This is a genomic window from Streptomyces sp. NPDC005761 (assembly GCF_040630635.1).
Taxonomy (GTDB): Bacteria; Actinomycetota; Actinomycetes; order Streptomycetales; family Streptomycetaceae; genus Streptomyces.
Map to the genome: position 1 here is coordinate 223,055 of NZ_JBEXXX010000009.1, position 14,283 is coordinate 237,337.

At 73.4% G+C, this 14,283-nt stretch carries 12 protein-coding genes and 1 tRNA gene; 4 read left to right on the forward strand and 9 right to left on the reverse strand.

The annotated features are described in order from the left end of the window. Positions 1–49 precede the first annotated feature (49 nt). Positions 50–1,915 (reverse strand): EAL domain-containing protein, encoded by a 1,866-nt coding sequence (locus ABZ434_RS12110; RefSeq protein ID WP_359134522.1) that lies wholly within the window; start codon positions 1,913–1,915, stop codon positions 50–52. A gap of 418 nt (positions 1,916–2,333) precedes the next feature. Between ABZ434_RS12110 and ABZ434_RS12115 the strand changes: the two genes are divergently transcribed. Next, a complete protein-coding gene (locus ABZ434_RS12115; protein WP_359134524.1) occupies positions 2,334–3,548 on the forward strand; it encodes a M6 family metalloprotease domain-containing protein in 1,215 nt (404 codons plus the stop codon). A 58-nt stretch (positions 3,549–3,606) separates the two neighbouring features. On the opposite strand, the gene ABZ434_RS12120 is transcribed toward ABZ434_RS12115, so the two are convergent. The 7 genes from ABZ434_RS12120 to ABZ434_RS12150 form a co-directional block, all read right to left on the reverse strand. Then, positions 3,607–3,680: transfer RNA gene (locus ABZ434_RS12120), tRNA-Lys, on the reverse strand. Further along, a complete protein-coding gene (locus tag ABZ434_RS12125; protein ID WP_359134526.1) occupies positions 3,671–4,390 on the reverse strand; it encodes a bifunctional DNA primase/polymerase in 720 nt (239 codons plus the stop codon). Before ABZ434_RS12125 ends, ABZ434_RS12120 begins: the two co-directional genes overlap by 10 nt. 275 nt (positions 4,391–4,665) lie before the next feature. Then, the gene (locus ABZ434_RS12130; protein WP_359134528.1) at positions 4,666–5,007 is read right to left on the reverse strand and encodes a hypothetical protein; all 342 of its coding nucleotides are present in this window, start codon (positions 5,005–5,007) and stop codon (positions 4,666–4,668) included. A gap of 143 nt (positions 5,008–5,150) precedes the next feature. Then, entirely contained in the window at positions 5,151–6,485 is a 1,335-nt protein-coding gene (locus ABZ434_RS12135; RefSeq protein ID WP_359134530.1) for an AAA domain-containing protein, read from the reverse strand. Beyond that, positions 6,482–8,086: a hypothetical protein gene (locus tag ABZ434_RS12140; RefSeq protein ID WP_359134532.1), complete on the reverse strand. Its 1,605-nt coding sequence runs from the start codon at positions 8,084–8,086 to the stop codon at positions 6,482–6,484. The genes ABZ434_RS12135 and ABZ434_RS12140 overlap by 4 nt, the downstream gene beginning before the upstream one ends. Further along, entirely contained in the window at positions 8,077–9,243 is a 1,167-nt protein-coding gene (locus ABZ434_RS12145; protein WP_359134536.1) for a hypothetical protein, read from the reverse strand. The genes ABZ434_RS12140 and ABZ434_RS12145 overlap by 10 nt, the downstream gene beginning before the upstream one ends. Then, complete coding sequence (locus tag ABZ434_RS12150) at positions 9,149–10,120, reverse strand: phosphatase PAP2 family protein (RefSeq protein ID WP_359134540.1); 972 nt, start codon at positions 10,118–10,120, stop codon at positions 9,149–9,151. The genes ABZ434_RS12145 and ABZ434_RS12150 overlap by 95 nt, the downstream gene beginning before the upstream one ends. A 321-nt stretch (positions 10,121–10,441) precedes the next feature. On the opposite strand from ABZ434_RS12150, the gene ABZ434_RS12155 reads away from it, so the two are divergent. After that, the gene (locus ABZ434_RS12155) at positions 10,442–11,038 is read left to right on the forward strand and encodes a histidine phosphatase family protein (protein WP_359134542.1); all 597 of its coding nucleotides are present in this window, start codon (positions 10,442–10,444) and stop codon (positions 11,036–11,038) included. Positions 11,039–11,072: 34 nt separating this feature from the next. Here the strand turns inward: ABZ434_RS12155 and ABZ434_RS12160 are convergent, their stop codons facing one another. Then, a complete protein-coding gene (locus ABZ434_RS12160) occupies positions 11,073–12,455 on the reverse strand; it encodes a tetratricopeptide repeat protein (RefSeq protein WP_359134544.1) in 1,383 nt (460 codons plus the stop codon). A 241-nt stretch (positions 12,456–12,696) separates the two neighbouring features. Here ABZ434_RS12160 and ABZ434_RS12165 point away from each other — a divergent pair, with 241 nt between their 5' ends. Together ABZ434_RS12165 and ABZ434_RS12170 are read left to right on the forward strand one after the other, a co-directional pair. Beyond that, positions 12,697–13,170, forward strand: coding sequence for a hypothetical protein (locus tag ABZ434_RS12165; RefSeq protein WP_359134546.1), 474 nt, complete (start codon positions 12,697–12,699; stop codon positions 13,168–13,170). A 99-nt stretch (positions 13,171–13,269) separates the two neighbouring features. Further along, positions 13,270–14,196 carry a fused MFS/spermidine synthase gene (locus ABZ434_RS12170; RefSeq protein ID WP_359134549.1) on the forward strand — a complete coding sequence of 309 codons (927 nt, stop codon included), beginning with the start codon at positions 13,270–13,272 and terminating at the stop codon, positions 14,194–14,196. Positions 14,197–14,283: the final 87 nt, after the last annotated feature.

Below are 14,283 nucleotides of genomic sequence, written 5' to 3' on the forward strand. Positions count from 1 at the left end.
ACTGACGGACTGACGGGCGCCGGACCGCTGAGAGGCCGCGGACGGCCTCTCAGGCCTTCAGCGCCCGCGCTCCGAGCAGTTCCGCGATGGCTTCCGGGGCGACCGCGCGGGAGTACAGCCAGCCCTGTCCGGTGTCGCAGCCGATCCGCCGCAGCCGTTCCGCCTGGCCGGCCGTCTCCACGCACTCCGCGGTGACGGTCAGGCCCAGGCGGTGGGCCAACTGGACCATGGCCTCGACGATGGTCTCGTCGGCGGGGCTGGGATGCGTACCGTCCTCGTACCGGAAACCGCGCACGAAGGCGCCGTCCAGCTTCAGGACGGAGACCGGCAGACGGCTCAGGTAGGCGAGGTTGGAGTAGCCGGTTCCGAAGTCGTCGATCGCGATCCGGACGCCCATGTCGCTGAGCGCCTGCAGGGCCTGCAGCGGGCGGCCCGCCGATCCCATCACCGCGGACTCGGTCAGCTCCAGTTGCAGCAGCGCCGGGTCCAGACCGGTCTCCGCGAGGATCTCCGCGACATCGGTGACCAGGTCGGAGTCCCAGACCTGCCGTACGGCGACATTGACGCTGATGAACAGCGGCGGCTCGTCCGGGTGATCCAGCTGCCACCGCCGGGCCTGGCGACAGGCGGCCCGCAGCACCCACCGGCCGAGCTGCACGATCGAGCCGTCCTCCTCGGCGATCGCGACGAACCGATTCGGCGAGAGCATGCCGAACTGCGGGTGGTTCCAGCGCACCAGCGCCTCCACCCCCCGTACGACCCCGTCGGCCATGCAGACAAGCGGCTGGTACTCGATGGTGAACTCGCCGCGCTCGACCGCCGGGCGGAGATTGGACGACAGGGCCTGCCGGGTCATGCGGTGCGCGTTGCGTTCGGGGTCGAAGAGGGTCCAGCGCGCCTTGCCGTCCGCCTTCGCCCAGTACAGCGTCGTGTCCGCCGCCTGCATCAGCCCCGTGGCCGAGGTGCCCGCGACGGGCCGCTCCACCACGCCGATCGACGCCGAGACGGAGAGCCGCTGACCGGCCAGGTCGAAGGGCTGCTGCAACGCGGTCAGCACCGTGCGGGCGAGGTCGGTCAGCTGCTGCGTACCGGTGGACTCCTCGACCAGGATCGCGAACTCGTCCCCACCCAGGCGCGCCACCAGATGGGCGCCGGTGGGATGCGGGCCCTCCTGCTCGGCGCAGTCCGTGAGCCGGGCGGCGACGGCGGCCAGCAACCGGTCGCCGACCCGGTGGCCCAGGGTGTCGTTGACGGCCTTGAAGCCGTCCAGGTCGAGGTAGCAGAGCCCGATCCGGCCCCGCCCGGGCATGCTGTCGTCCTGGTAGGGCGCCGTCTCCAGGACCGCCGAGAGCCGCTCGAAGAACAGCGTCCGGTTGGGCAGCCGGGTCACCGGGTCGTGCATCTGAAGGTGGCGCAGCCGCTTCTGGAGCTCGCGCCGGTCGCTGACGTCGGCGACGGAGAGCAGCACCTGGCCGGGGGCTGCTCCGGCCCCCTGCTCCGGGGCTCCGGCCATCGGCACGACGGTGATCTCCGCCCACAGGGCGCGTCCGTCGGGGTGCTTGAGCCGGCGGGTGCAGCGGAAGCGGGAGCGCCGGCCGTGCAGTACTTCGCGGTACGCGTGCCAGGTGCGGCCGTCCGCGGCGAGATCGACCAGATCGGACGCGGACTGCGAGGTCAGCGCCGCCGCCCCGACACCCGCCAGCGCGGCCAGCGCCTCGTTGGCGGTGACGATCAGGCCCTCGTGATCGACGACGGCCATCGGGAGGGTGGCTGCCCGGAAAGCGGCCCGGTAGTCGTGCAGCTCGGTGAGGGGCCCGGCGGACGGCCACGCGCCGTCACGCTCCGTGAGGGGCTGGGGTGGGGAGGGGGCTGCTGTGCCTGCCGCGGGCCTGGGCCCTTCGGAGGTTCCGCTCACCGTTCGCTCCTGCCGTGCAGTTCTGTCCCGGACACCTCTGGTCGGACTGGCCCGCCGCGTGGACCGCCGTCGTCAGAGGCGGAAACCGCGCAGGAAAGCGAGGTGAAGCATAGAGGCTGGCACCTCGGCCGTTCCAGCGCCCCGAGTGTTACGGACCCCGCGTCCGCCGCTCTTGAGCCATTCGCGGGGTGACCCGGTTTGCCCTCGCCCGATTGTTTCTGTGCGGTTCTGTTCTCTCCCGGCGCCTCAGTGATCGATTGTGACTGTCCGTGAAAAGTGTGCTCGGTCCAGCCGCTGACCCGACTGGGGCAGCTCAACAGGACGAGCCCCTCAAAACGCCACAAGGTAGTCAGGAGGGTCCCGGAGTCCGCACCCCGCACCGGAGGTAGATGTGCCGCGTCAGCATGGGCCCGGAGGGGTGGAGAGACCCAGCCCCCGCGCGGTGGCGGCCGGGCTGATCTCCCTCCTTGCGCTGGCCGCCACCTCTCTCGTCGCCGGCCCCGCCGTGGCCGCCGACGGAGGGGCGGGCCCGTGCGCGCTGCCCCGGACCGACGTCCACCACTCGCTCGGCGTGGACGACTGGAACGGCGCCTATCCGCGCCCCGACCACTCCCTCGACGCGGTCATGGTCTTCCTCTCGTTCCCCGACGCGCGGCCCGCCACCACCCCCGCCGAACTCGCCGCCGACCACTTCCCCGCCACCACGCAGTTCTTCCAGCGCGCCTCGTACGGAAAGTTCACCCTGCGCCCGCACCCCGAGCGCCGGTGGATCCGGATGCCCAAGCCCTCGGTCTGGTACGGGATACAGCGCGACTGGGACAACGACCGGCGCAGTGCCTATCTGCGCGACGCGATCGACGCGGCCGATCCCACCGTCGACTTCTCGAAGTACGACATCGTCTATCTCGTCGCGGACCCCGACGCACCGGGGGTCGACTCCGACGCCACCAAGGTCGTCAATTTCGACCGCCCGCTGCATGCCGACGGGAAGGACATCAGGCGGGTCGTCACCGTTTTCGAACAGCACCCGCCCGACCACAACGTGCTCGCCCATGAGACCGGACACGTCTTCGACCTTCCCGACCTCTACCACCGGCCCTCGGACGGCAAGGGGGACTGGGACACCTACGTCGGCGACTGGGACGTCATGGGCAGTCAGTTCGGCCTCGCGCCGGACCTCTTCGGCTGGCACAAGTGGAAGCTGGGCTGGCTCGACGACCGGCAGGTGACCTGCATCCAGAGCGACCGGGTCGTCACCCTGGAACCGATGGCGGCCGTGCCCGTGCCCGGTGCGTCCATCGGGACCCGGCTCGCCGTGATCAGGACCGGCGAGGGCAGCGCCGTGGCCATCGAGGCCCGCAGCGCCACCGGCAACGACAGTGCCACCTGCACCGAAGGCGTCCTGCTCTACCGGATCCGCAACGAGACCCCGTCCGGCGGCGGGCCGGTCGACGTCCTCGACACCCACCCCGACACCGATGCCTGCTGGGACCGCTCGGTCTACCCGCCGCTCGCGGACGCCCCGCTGAGGGTCGGCGAGACGTATTCCGTCCCCGGCGGCCACACCACGATCGAAGTCGCCGACCGGACACCCTCGGGCGCGTGGACGATCCGGATCACCACGGGTACGTGAAATCGCCCGACGACACGAAGAAGCCCCCTCGCTCTCGCGAGGGGGCTTCTTCCGTCTGTGCGCCGCCAGGGACTCGAACCCCGGACCCGCTGATTAAGAGTCAGCTGCTCTAACCAACTGAGCTAGCGGCGCCTGCTGACGTCGTAGACCTTAGCACCCTGATCCGTGGGAGGAAAAATCGAAATCCGGGGCGCCGGAGCCGGCACCGACCGGGCCACCCGGACGCAGGCCCAGAGCAGTACGTCCGGCCCCGGGAGCCACGGGTTACGGGTGTCGGGAGCGACCAGCCAGCGGGGCCCGGAAGCGGACGGGCCGCAGGTCAGCGGCGGGACCGTCACGGCGTCCCCGGCGCCGTGACAGAGCAGCGGCGGCACCTTCGGGCCGACGTCCTGCGGCTCCAGCGGATCCCTGACCGACCGCGTGCCCGGGCTGGATCCCCACTCCTCCCAGTCCAGCAGCGAGGGCAGTCGCTGGGCGGTGCCGGGGGAGGCGAAGAGCAGCATCCGGCCGCGGTGAGTGGCGACCGGGCCGGAGCCCGGACCATCGGCCCACAGGTGCTCCAGCATCCGCCGCCCGAAGAGCGTGGGCACGTTCACCACGTCGAAGGCGGAACCGCACGGCAGGACCCCGGGCGCGGAGGGATGCGACTCCCACTGGGCCAGGGTGCTGCGCGGGTAGGCGGCCGCCCCGGCCAGCCAGGCGGCGCCGGCCGCGGTCACCTGTGCCGTCTGATTCCCGGCCTGCTCGCGCAGGACGGCGAAGATGTCGGCCTCCCCGGCGGTGTGATGACGGGGGCCGTCGCCGTGATGCAGGGTCGTTTCGTCTGGCAGCCATGCGGTCATATGCACAGGTCTACCCGGAGTGATCACCCGGATTCCGAGAGTTGTCGGAAACCGGGACAGGGTGGGGTGGTGAGGAGTATCTTGCGCACCTGGCATATGCCAACGGTTGTACCCGGGGTGATCGCGGACGCAGCCGCGCGGGCTGCGCGGCACGCGGGGGGCGACGGAAGGGCCGTCGCGCCGGGGCCGACGGTCGCGAGGCCGCGCCGTCAGGCCGACGGTCGCGGGGCCACCGCGTCAGGGCCTCGGGGCCGAGGATCGAGAGGCCGCGCCCGTCAGGGCCGCGGCTCGTTCAGCAGGCTGCGGCCGAACTCGACCATCTTCACCGCGTAGTCCTCGGTCCACTCCGCCCGCTGCGCGATGTCCGCGGTCGTCAGCCGGTCGAACCGGCGGGGATCCGCCAGCTGCGCCGCCGCGATCGCCTGGAACTCGACCGCCCGGTCCGTCGCGGCCCGGAAGGCCAGCGTCAGCTCGGTGGCGCGGCTCAGCAGTTCCTTCGGATCGTCCATCGACTCCAGATCGAAGAAGTGCTCAGGATCGGCTACCGCTGCCGACGGCTCGAAGAGCAGAGGTGCGGGTCGCAGCCGCTGCTGCTCGTTCCGCTCGGGTTGTGCCATGTGGTTCTTCCTCCTCCGGTGGGCCCAACGGCCACCCTCCATTGTCCAGCCCGCCGCAAGGGCGCCTGGGGCCTGTCCGCCAACTTGCGGGGGGCGTGCGGCCGCCCGCTCCGGACCCGGCGCGCCCCCACGCGCCCCCGCGCTCAACGCCTCCAGCGCACCCGGTGTTCCGCAAGGTGTGCCAGCACCGCGTGGTTGGCCTCCCAGCCGTCCGGGAACTTGACCGTGACGCCCAGCTGGACCGGCTCCGTCGACGGGTGCTCGTCGAGCAGGTCCGAGACGCCCTCGCGGCACACCACGATGCAGGCGTGGCGGTGGCGGGATGCCAGCACGCACAGCCGCCCCGTCTCCAGATGGAAGGCGGTGGCGTCCGGGCGGCCGGACAACGGATGCAGGACCACCGTCACATCGAACTCACGGCCCTGGAGGCGGTTCGCGGTGTCCACCGCCACCCCGGTGACCCCCAGCTCGGCGAGCGCCGCCCGCACCGCGGCCGCCTGGTCGCGGTGCGCCGTGCCGACCGCGACCCGGTCCGCCGTCACCGGTGCCGGGTCCGCAGAGCGCTCGCTGGTCGCCGCGCCGCCCCGGTCCAGCAGCCGGCGCACCACCAGGGCCACCGCCCGTACCGCCTCCGGGTCGGTGCGCGGGGTGTGCCGGGCCGGGAGCTCCAGCAGACCCCAGCCCGACTCCGCCGCCTCGTCCAGCACCCGGTCGGCCGCCGAACCGTCGGACGCCACGCCGAACGACAGCAGCCGGTCGCCGTGGTCCGTACCGCTGCGGAACGGGGTGTACGGGTAGAACGCGTCCGACACCAGCGGTGCCGCCGAGGCAGGCAGCCGCCAGGAGACCGGCAGCCGGTGCTGCGGCAGCTCCGGGTTGTGCGCGAGCAGTGTGGTGACCGCACTGGCCGACGGGTCGTAGCTCAGCCCCGCCCACTGATCCGCTCCGACGATCGAGAACGGGTCCAGCTGGCCCGGGTCGCCGACGAACAGCGCCCGTTCGAAGAGCCCGGCCACCGCCAGCAACGCGTCCGAGCGCATCTGGTACGCCTCGTCGACGATCGCGTGGCCCCACGGCTCCACGTTCTTCACATGGGCCCATTTGGCCGCCGTCGAGATGACGACGTCGAGGCCGGCCAGATCCGCCGCCTTCGCCGACTTCCGCACGTTGGCCAGGCCGTCCAGCACCTTGTCGTACGGATCGGAGTCGTTGCTGTGCAACCGGCCCACCGGCAGGCCGGGATCCTTCTCGGCCAGCCGGACGACCAGGTCGTCGACCTGGGCGTTCGTCTGCGCCACGACCATCAGCGGCCGCCCGGCCGCGGCGAGCTCCAGCGCGGCCCGCACCACCAGGGTCGACTTTCCCGCGCCCGGCGGGGAGTCCACCACGATGCCGCGGGCCGTCCCGTTCAGCGTGTCGTCCAGGATCCGGGCGGTGGCCAGGCCCGCCGCCGCCCCCGGGTCGAATACGGCCGTCACAGCAGGTCCTCCGTGGTCACGGGGTCGGGGTGCTCGGCAGCCGCCGCGCCGCCCGGCGGGCCCCCGTGGGTCCACGGGGTCTCCTCCGGATCCGGCAGCTGCGGGCCACCGCGCTGGTCGTGCTCGAAGAGCGTCCAGGCGATGACGTCACCGGGCTCCGGCACCGAACCCGGGGCGGGCTCCTTGCCGCGGCCCATCCGGTCGGTGATCCGCAGCACCAACGACTGAGGGCCGTCGTCCGCCGCCGCGTAGCCCGCGAACTCGGCGGTCTGCGGCTTGCCGTCCAGTGAGCGGTAGACCTTCACGCGCTCGCCCAGATGGGGCTGCTCGGCCGTACGGACCGTGACCAGCGGACGCGGGGAGGGGCGCTTGGACTCGCTGTACGCCATCTCGACCGCGGTCACCTCCGCGAGGAACGCCTCACCCGCCAGCCTCCGCCCGGCCAGCACCAGCGGGTCGTCCAGTGCCTCCTGGGCCTCCAGCTGCGCCTGCGCCGTCTCCCGCGCCGCCAGCTTGCGGGCCGCCGTCACCGCGTCGTCCCGGCGCGGCTGCGGAGGCTCACCGGCCCGCACCCGGTCGCGGTGACCGGTGAACGACCAGCGGTCACGCGTCCAGCGGTCCTCTGCCCTGGACCCCTCGGGCAGCTCCCGCAGGAGGTCCAGGCCCTGCCACACCGCGTCCCACGTCGGCCGCAGCACACCGGCCAGCAGCCCTCGGATCTCGCGCTCGGCCGCGGTCAGTTCGGCGAGCCGGGCATCGGCCGCCAGCCCGTCCTCGGCGGCGGCCAGCGAAGTGCGCGCCCGGTCGTACTTCTCGATCGCGGGGGCCAGCAGCCGGTTGTCGAAGTCCGGGTCGGTGGCCGGTCCGGCCGGCGGGCACAGCAACTGGCCCCCGGCATCCCGGGCCAGCTCGGCGCGGAGCGCGGCCTCGGCCCCCGACTCGCCCGCAGGCGGGTCGATCCAGGCGAGCAGGGCCCCCAGGTGCTGGTCCTCCAGGGCGGACTGGCCGGTCGCCCAGTGCCTGCCCAGCAGATCGGTGCCGGCCAGCAGCAGCGAGGAGCCCGGTACTCGGGCCCGCTCGCCGTAGTGCGTAAGCCAGCGGCCCAGCAGCGGAACCCGGGCGGGCGCCGGATACGGGGTGTCGGGATCGTCCTCCGCGGTGCGCCGGAACCGCATGGAGCGGCCGAGCAGCCGGATGAACTCGATGCCCGCCCGGCTCGGCACGATCAGCTGTGCCGCGTCCGTGCACAGCTCGGTCTCGACTTTGACCTTCCTGCCCGTGCCGGGGTCGGTCTCGCTCCGTTCGGCGGGCTCGACCACATCGGCGTACGACTCGATGTACGGCAGCACCGTCTCGGCCAGCTCGGCGAGGAACGCGAACCGCAGGTCCCGGTCGCGCGGCTGGGCGACGGCCAGCAGCCGGGGCGCGTCGCGGTCCGTGCCCACCAGCGCGCCGAGCGGGGCGCCCGCCTCGCCGGCCGTGGTGAGCGGCACCAGCACGAGTGGCCGCTCGCCCAGGTGGCGGTGGCGGACGGTGGCCATCGGCTGGGCGCGGCCGCTCTCCACGGCCTCCAGCCGGGCCAGGGTGCCGATCAGCGACATGGGGTGCCGTCCTCCAGAGCCTCGGCGCGCAGCGCGGCCGCGCGGAGCAGTGCGGCGACCGTCGGGTCCGCCGGATCGCCCTCCTTGCCCGCGGCCGCGGCGAGCACCCCGGTGACCGTGGTCAGGCCGCCGAGCTCGCCCCGGACGCTGCGCCCGAGCGCCTCGACCGCACCGGCGGCGCGCGCCTTGGCCCGGCAGTGGAAGGCGAGCTCACAGGCGGCCAGGCACTCCGGCGCGTACGCCGCCGTGACGGACTCGACCGCGGTGTCCAGCTCCTCGGAGGAGCACTCCGGGTCGAAGGTGGTGCCCTCGGGCAGGGCTGCCGCGATGTCCTCGATCCGGGTGAGCCGGGTCAGCTGGCGGCGGGTGACCGCGCGCTGCTTGCGCACGTCGACGACGGACGCGGCCGGCAGGTTGGAGAAGTCCTTGGGGCAGACGAGCAGCACCCGGTGGCCGACCTGCGCCCCGTCGGTCACCGCGGCGACCCGCTCCAGCGCCAGTACGTACACGGCGGACTGGCGGGCTGCCGCGCCCACCTTCGCCGCGTCGGCGGAGCCGTCGATCATGGGGAAGGACTTGATCTCGACGACCGTCCAGGTGCCGTCGGGGTGGACGACCACCGCGTCCGGCTCCAGATAGGCGGGGGACCCGGCCACCTCCAGGGCCAGCATCGGGTGGTCGAGCAGCGCCCAGCCGCCCGACCCGGTCGCCTCGCGCAGCGCGAGCGCGGTGCGGGCCGCGCGGCCCTCGGGGCCGGCGGCCGTCAGATCGGGCACCAGGACGTCCCCGGGCGGTTCGCCGGGCTCGCCGAAACCCTGGTGCAGCAGACGCATCAGCTCCGTACCCCCGTCGGCCTTGACCCTGGCCTCGAAGGCGTTGCCCCGCATGAAGGCGAACTGGGACTGGCCGAAGGCGGCGGGTGAACCGAGTGCGGTGGCGAGCGCGCCCTTGTCGACCCCTGCCCCGTCGAGCAGAGCTCGCCGCTTGCAGCCGGGGTTGGCGGCCAGTGCGGCCAGGGCGCGCGCGTCCAGCGGACGGGGCGCGACGGCCGGGCCCCTCAGCTCAGCGAGCCGCCTTCGCAGCGTCACCGCCTGCGGCTCTTCCCGCGGAGGCCGGGACGTCGGCCGGGGCAGGCGGGCCGACCGGTGCTGCTGCATCGGTGGGATCTGCGGAGGAGGTCCGCTGGCCGGGGATTCGCTCACCCGCGGAAGTCTTGCATCCGGCACTGACATCCGGGGACTTCGTGGCGGGGGACACCCGTACGAAGCGGGCCAGGACCGCGCGCCTGACCCGGTCGGCGAGGCGCATCACGGGCTTGGCCAGCAGGGCTCCGACGCCCATGACGGCTGCCCCGGCGACGGCGTCGAGGAAGTAGTGGTTGGCGGTGCCCATCACCACGATGACGGTGATCAGCGGGTACGCGATGCCGGCGGCGCGCAGGAGCGGGTGCCTGCCGTGGCGCCACAGGAGGATGCCGCACCAGAGGGCCCAGCCGACGTGCAGACTCGGCATCGCCGCGTACTGGTTGGTCATACCGCCCATGCCGCGCGGGGCGCTGGCCTCGGCGCCCCACCAGCCGTACGAGCTGTACTGGGCCATCGTGTCGACGAAACCGTGCCCGGCGGCCAGCAGCCGCGGCGGGCAGGTCGGCATCAGCGTGAAGCCGATGAGACCGAGCATCGTGGAGGTCATCAGCCAGGTCCGGGCCCGGCGGTAGGCGGCCGAGTGGCGCCGGAACATCCATATCAGGACGGCCGGGGTGACCAGGTAGTGCAGGGAGGCGTAGGCGAAGTCGGCGGGTATGCCTATGGAGGGGTGCGCGGTGAACAGCCGGTTGAGCGGGTGCTCGGCGTTGAGGAAGAGCGCCTTCTCCAGATCCAGGATGCGCAGCCCGTGGTCGACGGCGGTGGACACGTCGCCCCGGACCAGGAGCCTGCCGCCGGAGTACGCCCCGTACACCAGGGCCAGGAGCGGGAGCTCGGTCCACCAGCGGGGCCGGTGGCGCGGCACGGGCGCGGTGGTGGCATGCGGCATCCGGGAGTTCTCCATCATGTGTTCACGCGGCCGACGGCGGGCGTTCAACCGTACGGTGCAGGTCGGCCGCGGTTCGCCCGGGGTGCTCTTACGGCACCCCTCAGCTGCTCGGATTCGTCTGTGGTCAGTGGGACGCCGGTACGGCCCCACAGGTTGCCTCTCGCGAAGGTACGCGATGATGGAAAACCGGACGATCCGTTTCCCCGCTCCACCCGTCGCACCCGTCCCATCCGTTCCCACCCGGACGGATTCGTCCCCCGTCGATGTCCAAGATCTCAGATCCCGCATCTCAGGTCCCAGTTTTCTCAGGGAGAGCCGCACATGGCACCGCGCATCCTGCTGGCCCGGCACGGCCGGACGGAATGGTCCGTCAAGGGCAATCACACCGGCAGGACGGACATTCCGCTGCTCGACTCCGGGCGCGAGGGGGCCAAGCTGCTCGGCGAGCGCCTGCACCGCGGGCCGTGGGCGGACCTGCCCGGCCTGGAGGTCCGCACCAGTCCGCTCGTGCGGGCTTCCGAGACGTGCGCGATCGCGGGGTTCGGCGACCGGGCCGAGCCGTGGGACGCGCTGATGGAGTGGGACTACGGGGCGTACGAGGGGATGACGCCCGCCGAGATCAAGGCGATCCGTCCGGACTGGTTCATCTGGCGCGACGGGGTGCCGCAGGGGGAGACCCTGGCCCAGGTGTCGGCCCGCGCCGACGAGGTCGTCGACTGGGCGCGCTCGGCCGACCGCGACGTCCTGGTCTTCGCGCACGGCCACATCCTGCGGGTGCTCGGCGCGCGGTGGCTCGGCGAGGACGCGTCGTTCGCGGCGCGCATCCGGCTGGACCCGACGTCGCTGTCGGTCCTGGGGTGGGCGTACGGGGCGCCGGCGCTGGAGCGGTGGAACGACACGGGGCACCTGGAGCGGTAGCGGTCGGTTCCGCCCCGGGCCGACGGTTTCGTCGTCACACGCCGGACGGGCTCGGGTGCCCGCCCGCCACGGACATCGCGTGGCGGTCCAGGAAGTCCTTCACGTCGACCGAGCCCCGGCCCCGGGGGCGCAGGACCGTGGCCGCGTCCGCCAGCATCGACCGGATGCGGGAGGACTGGACCTGTTCCAGCAGATCCAGCACCCGGTGACCCGTCGCCGCCGCCTCCTCGGCGAGGCCGGCCCGTGCCAGGTCCGTCGTCAGCTCCGCGCGGTACAGCGCCATGTTCCGGGTGAAGTGCGGGTCCTGCAGCCGTGTCGCCCGCCGTGCGTGGCGCGCGGCCCGGGACCAGTCACCCAGCGCCGACCAGCACTGCGCCTCCAGCATCTCCAGCTCCGCCTCCCGGAAGAAGGTCATCCATTCCGGGTCCGCCGCGGACGGGCCCTTCCCGAACGCGGTGTGCGCCCGGCCGAGCGCCCGTTCGCAGCCGGTACGGTCCCCGAGCCCGGCCCGGCCCCCCGCCTCCCGGAGCGCGAGCAGGGCCAGCAGGCGCGGCGAGCCCAGGGGCTGCGCGGCCCGCTGCCCCGCCTCCGCCGCGCGTACGGACTCGCGCGGCCGGCCCGTATCGCGCGCCAGGAACGACGCGTTGCAGAACGCGTGCGCCTCCAGCGCCGGGTCGCCGGCCAGCCGCGCGGTGGCCAGCGCCTCCGCGTAGTGCGAGCGGGCGTCGTCGAACCGGCCGGAGTCGTGGGCCAGCCAGCCCACCGAGATGGCCAGCTCACCGGCGCCCGCGTGCAGCCGGTCCGCGGTGGAGCGGCGGGCCGCGGTGCCGGAGTCGAGCAGCGCGTACGCGGCCCGCAGCGGCTGCGAGGCCCGCCGGTAGAGGCCGTCGCCGCCGTGCCGGTCGTCGAGCAGGCGGATCTGCCGCACCGCCTTCTCGACGGCACTCACCTCCGCCTCGCCGACCCGGCGCTGTGCGGGCACGGCGGCGGCCGGGCCGCTAAGGCCCAGTCCCAGGGAGGCGGCCGCCACCGCGGTGGTGCCGCTCGTCATGAATGCGCGACGCAGCACGTCGCTCTCCTCGTCGGTGTCGCTGCCGAGCACGAGCAGCGGGGAAGTCGGGGGTGGCGGGGCGTCCACCGCGGGCCGGGCCCCCCGGCCGCGTACCGATTCCCGCGGTGAGAAGCCCAGGTCCGCCAGGTTCGCCCCGGGGAACATGTGCAGGAAGACCCGCTCGTACGCGTAGTTGGGACAGCGGATCTCGCCGGACTCCACGCGTCCGATGTACCGGGCGTCGCACGCGACCTGCTCACCGATCTCGCGAGCGGACCTGCGTACTGCGGCAGCGAACTCCCCGGCGGAGCGCTGTCCGCGCAGCCGCCGGAAAGCGGTGTTGGGAACTGCCCGTGTCGACACCATGGCGGGGCCCTCTCTGGTGCAAGCCGGGCGCCTGTTTCCGGTGTCCCGGCGGAGCAAGAACGTACCTGCTGTGACGGGTCGCACACGCTGCGTTTGCCAACAAATCGGATATCTCGCCCACGATCCGCCATGAACTGCCACCCTTTGCGGCGGTGCCGCACCGTAGCCCTTGACGCGGTCGGCGCGTTGGTCCATGCGGAGACGGAGTCCGGCTCCGCCCGGCGATGAGAGGAGAGGTCCCTTGTTGCACCTCGGCACGGCGACCGGCCCGCAAGCGACCGCGACGACCGGGACGCCGGCGGCCACCACGGCGACGGCCGCCACCACGGCACCCGCCGAGGGGCCCGGCGCCCCCGGCACGCCCCCCGCACCCTGCGACCTGGTGACGGTCCCCGCCCGCCAGGGTCTGGAGGCCGTCGACATCCTGCGGCGCGGCGCCGACCAGCCGGCCGTCGGACCGGTGATCCACGACGGGGCCTGCGCCACCCTCGGCTTCCTGGTGCCCCCCGGCACCGCCCAGGCCTGGGACGTCCCCGGCAGCGCCTGTACGCAGACCGACGGCCGCGGGCTGCGCATCCCCGCGGAGCCGCCGGTCCAGGGCAGCGGCTGGCTGCTGCCGCCCGCCGGCGACACCCCGGTCACCGACCCCGCCGTGCTGCGGGCCGCCCTCGACCAGGCCGCCCGCCTGATCGAAGCGGCCGACAACTGTCGCTGAGCTCATAATGGCCGGACGGCGGGCGCCTTGATCAGCCCGTCACGGCCGGTCCCCGACCGGCCCCGGACGTGATGAGCGAGTGAGCAGGGACGAGGGGCAGTGGCACGTCGAGGAGCGGCCGGCGGCGCGGGCGACCGCAAGCAACGCGCGGACCGCAGGACCGACCGCAAGGCGGCGCGCGGCCCCGAGCGCCCCGCGGGCAACGTCACCGAGCCGGTGGACGGCGGTCTCGCCGAGCTGGTGCCCGACCGGGAACGCCGGCGCGCCTGGACCCTGACGATCGACGGCGCCCCGCAGTCCCACGTCGACCTGGACGATCCGACGTACCTCTCGTTCGAGTACCAGCGCCGCATCGGCCACATCGCCGACCTGGTCGCGCCCCCCGGTCAGCCGCTGCACGTCGTGCATCTGGGCGGCGGGGCCTTCACTCTCGCCCGCTACATCGCCGCGACCCGCCCCCGATCCACCCAGCAGATCATCGAGGTGGACGCCCCCCTCGTCCAACTGGTGCGCCGGGAGTTGCCGCTGGACCCGCAGGCCCGGATCCGGGTCCGCGCCACCGACGCCCGCGCCGGGCTGGGGAAGATCCAGGACGGCTGGGCCGACCTCGTCATCGCCGATGTCTTCAGCGGGGCCCGGACCCCCGCCCACCTCACGAGCACCGAGTTCCTCGCCGAGGTGCGCCGCGTCCTGAAGCCGGGCGGGAGCTATGTGGCCAACCTCGCCGACGGGCCGCCGCTGGCCCATCTGCGCGGCCAGATCGCCACCGCCGCGACCGTCTTCCCCGAGCTGGCACTGGCCGCCGACCCGACCGTGTTCCGCGGCCGCCGCTTCGGCAACGCCGTGCTGCTCGCCTCGGACGTGGCGCCCAAGGTCGCGGAGCTGACCCGCAGGGTGGCGACCGATCCGCATCCGGGGCGCGTCGAGCACGGGCGGGCGCTCGCCGACTTCACCGGCGGCGCGGCCGCGGTGCACGACGCGGACGCGCGGCCGTCCCCCGCGCCCCCGGCGTCCGCCTTCGACTGACAGTGATGATGTGAGTGGTGGTTCTGCTGATGCGTCTGACTCGCCGACTGACTGACGTCTTCGACTGTCTTGTTTGGGATTTGTCGG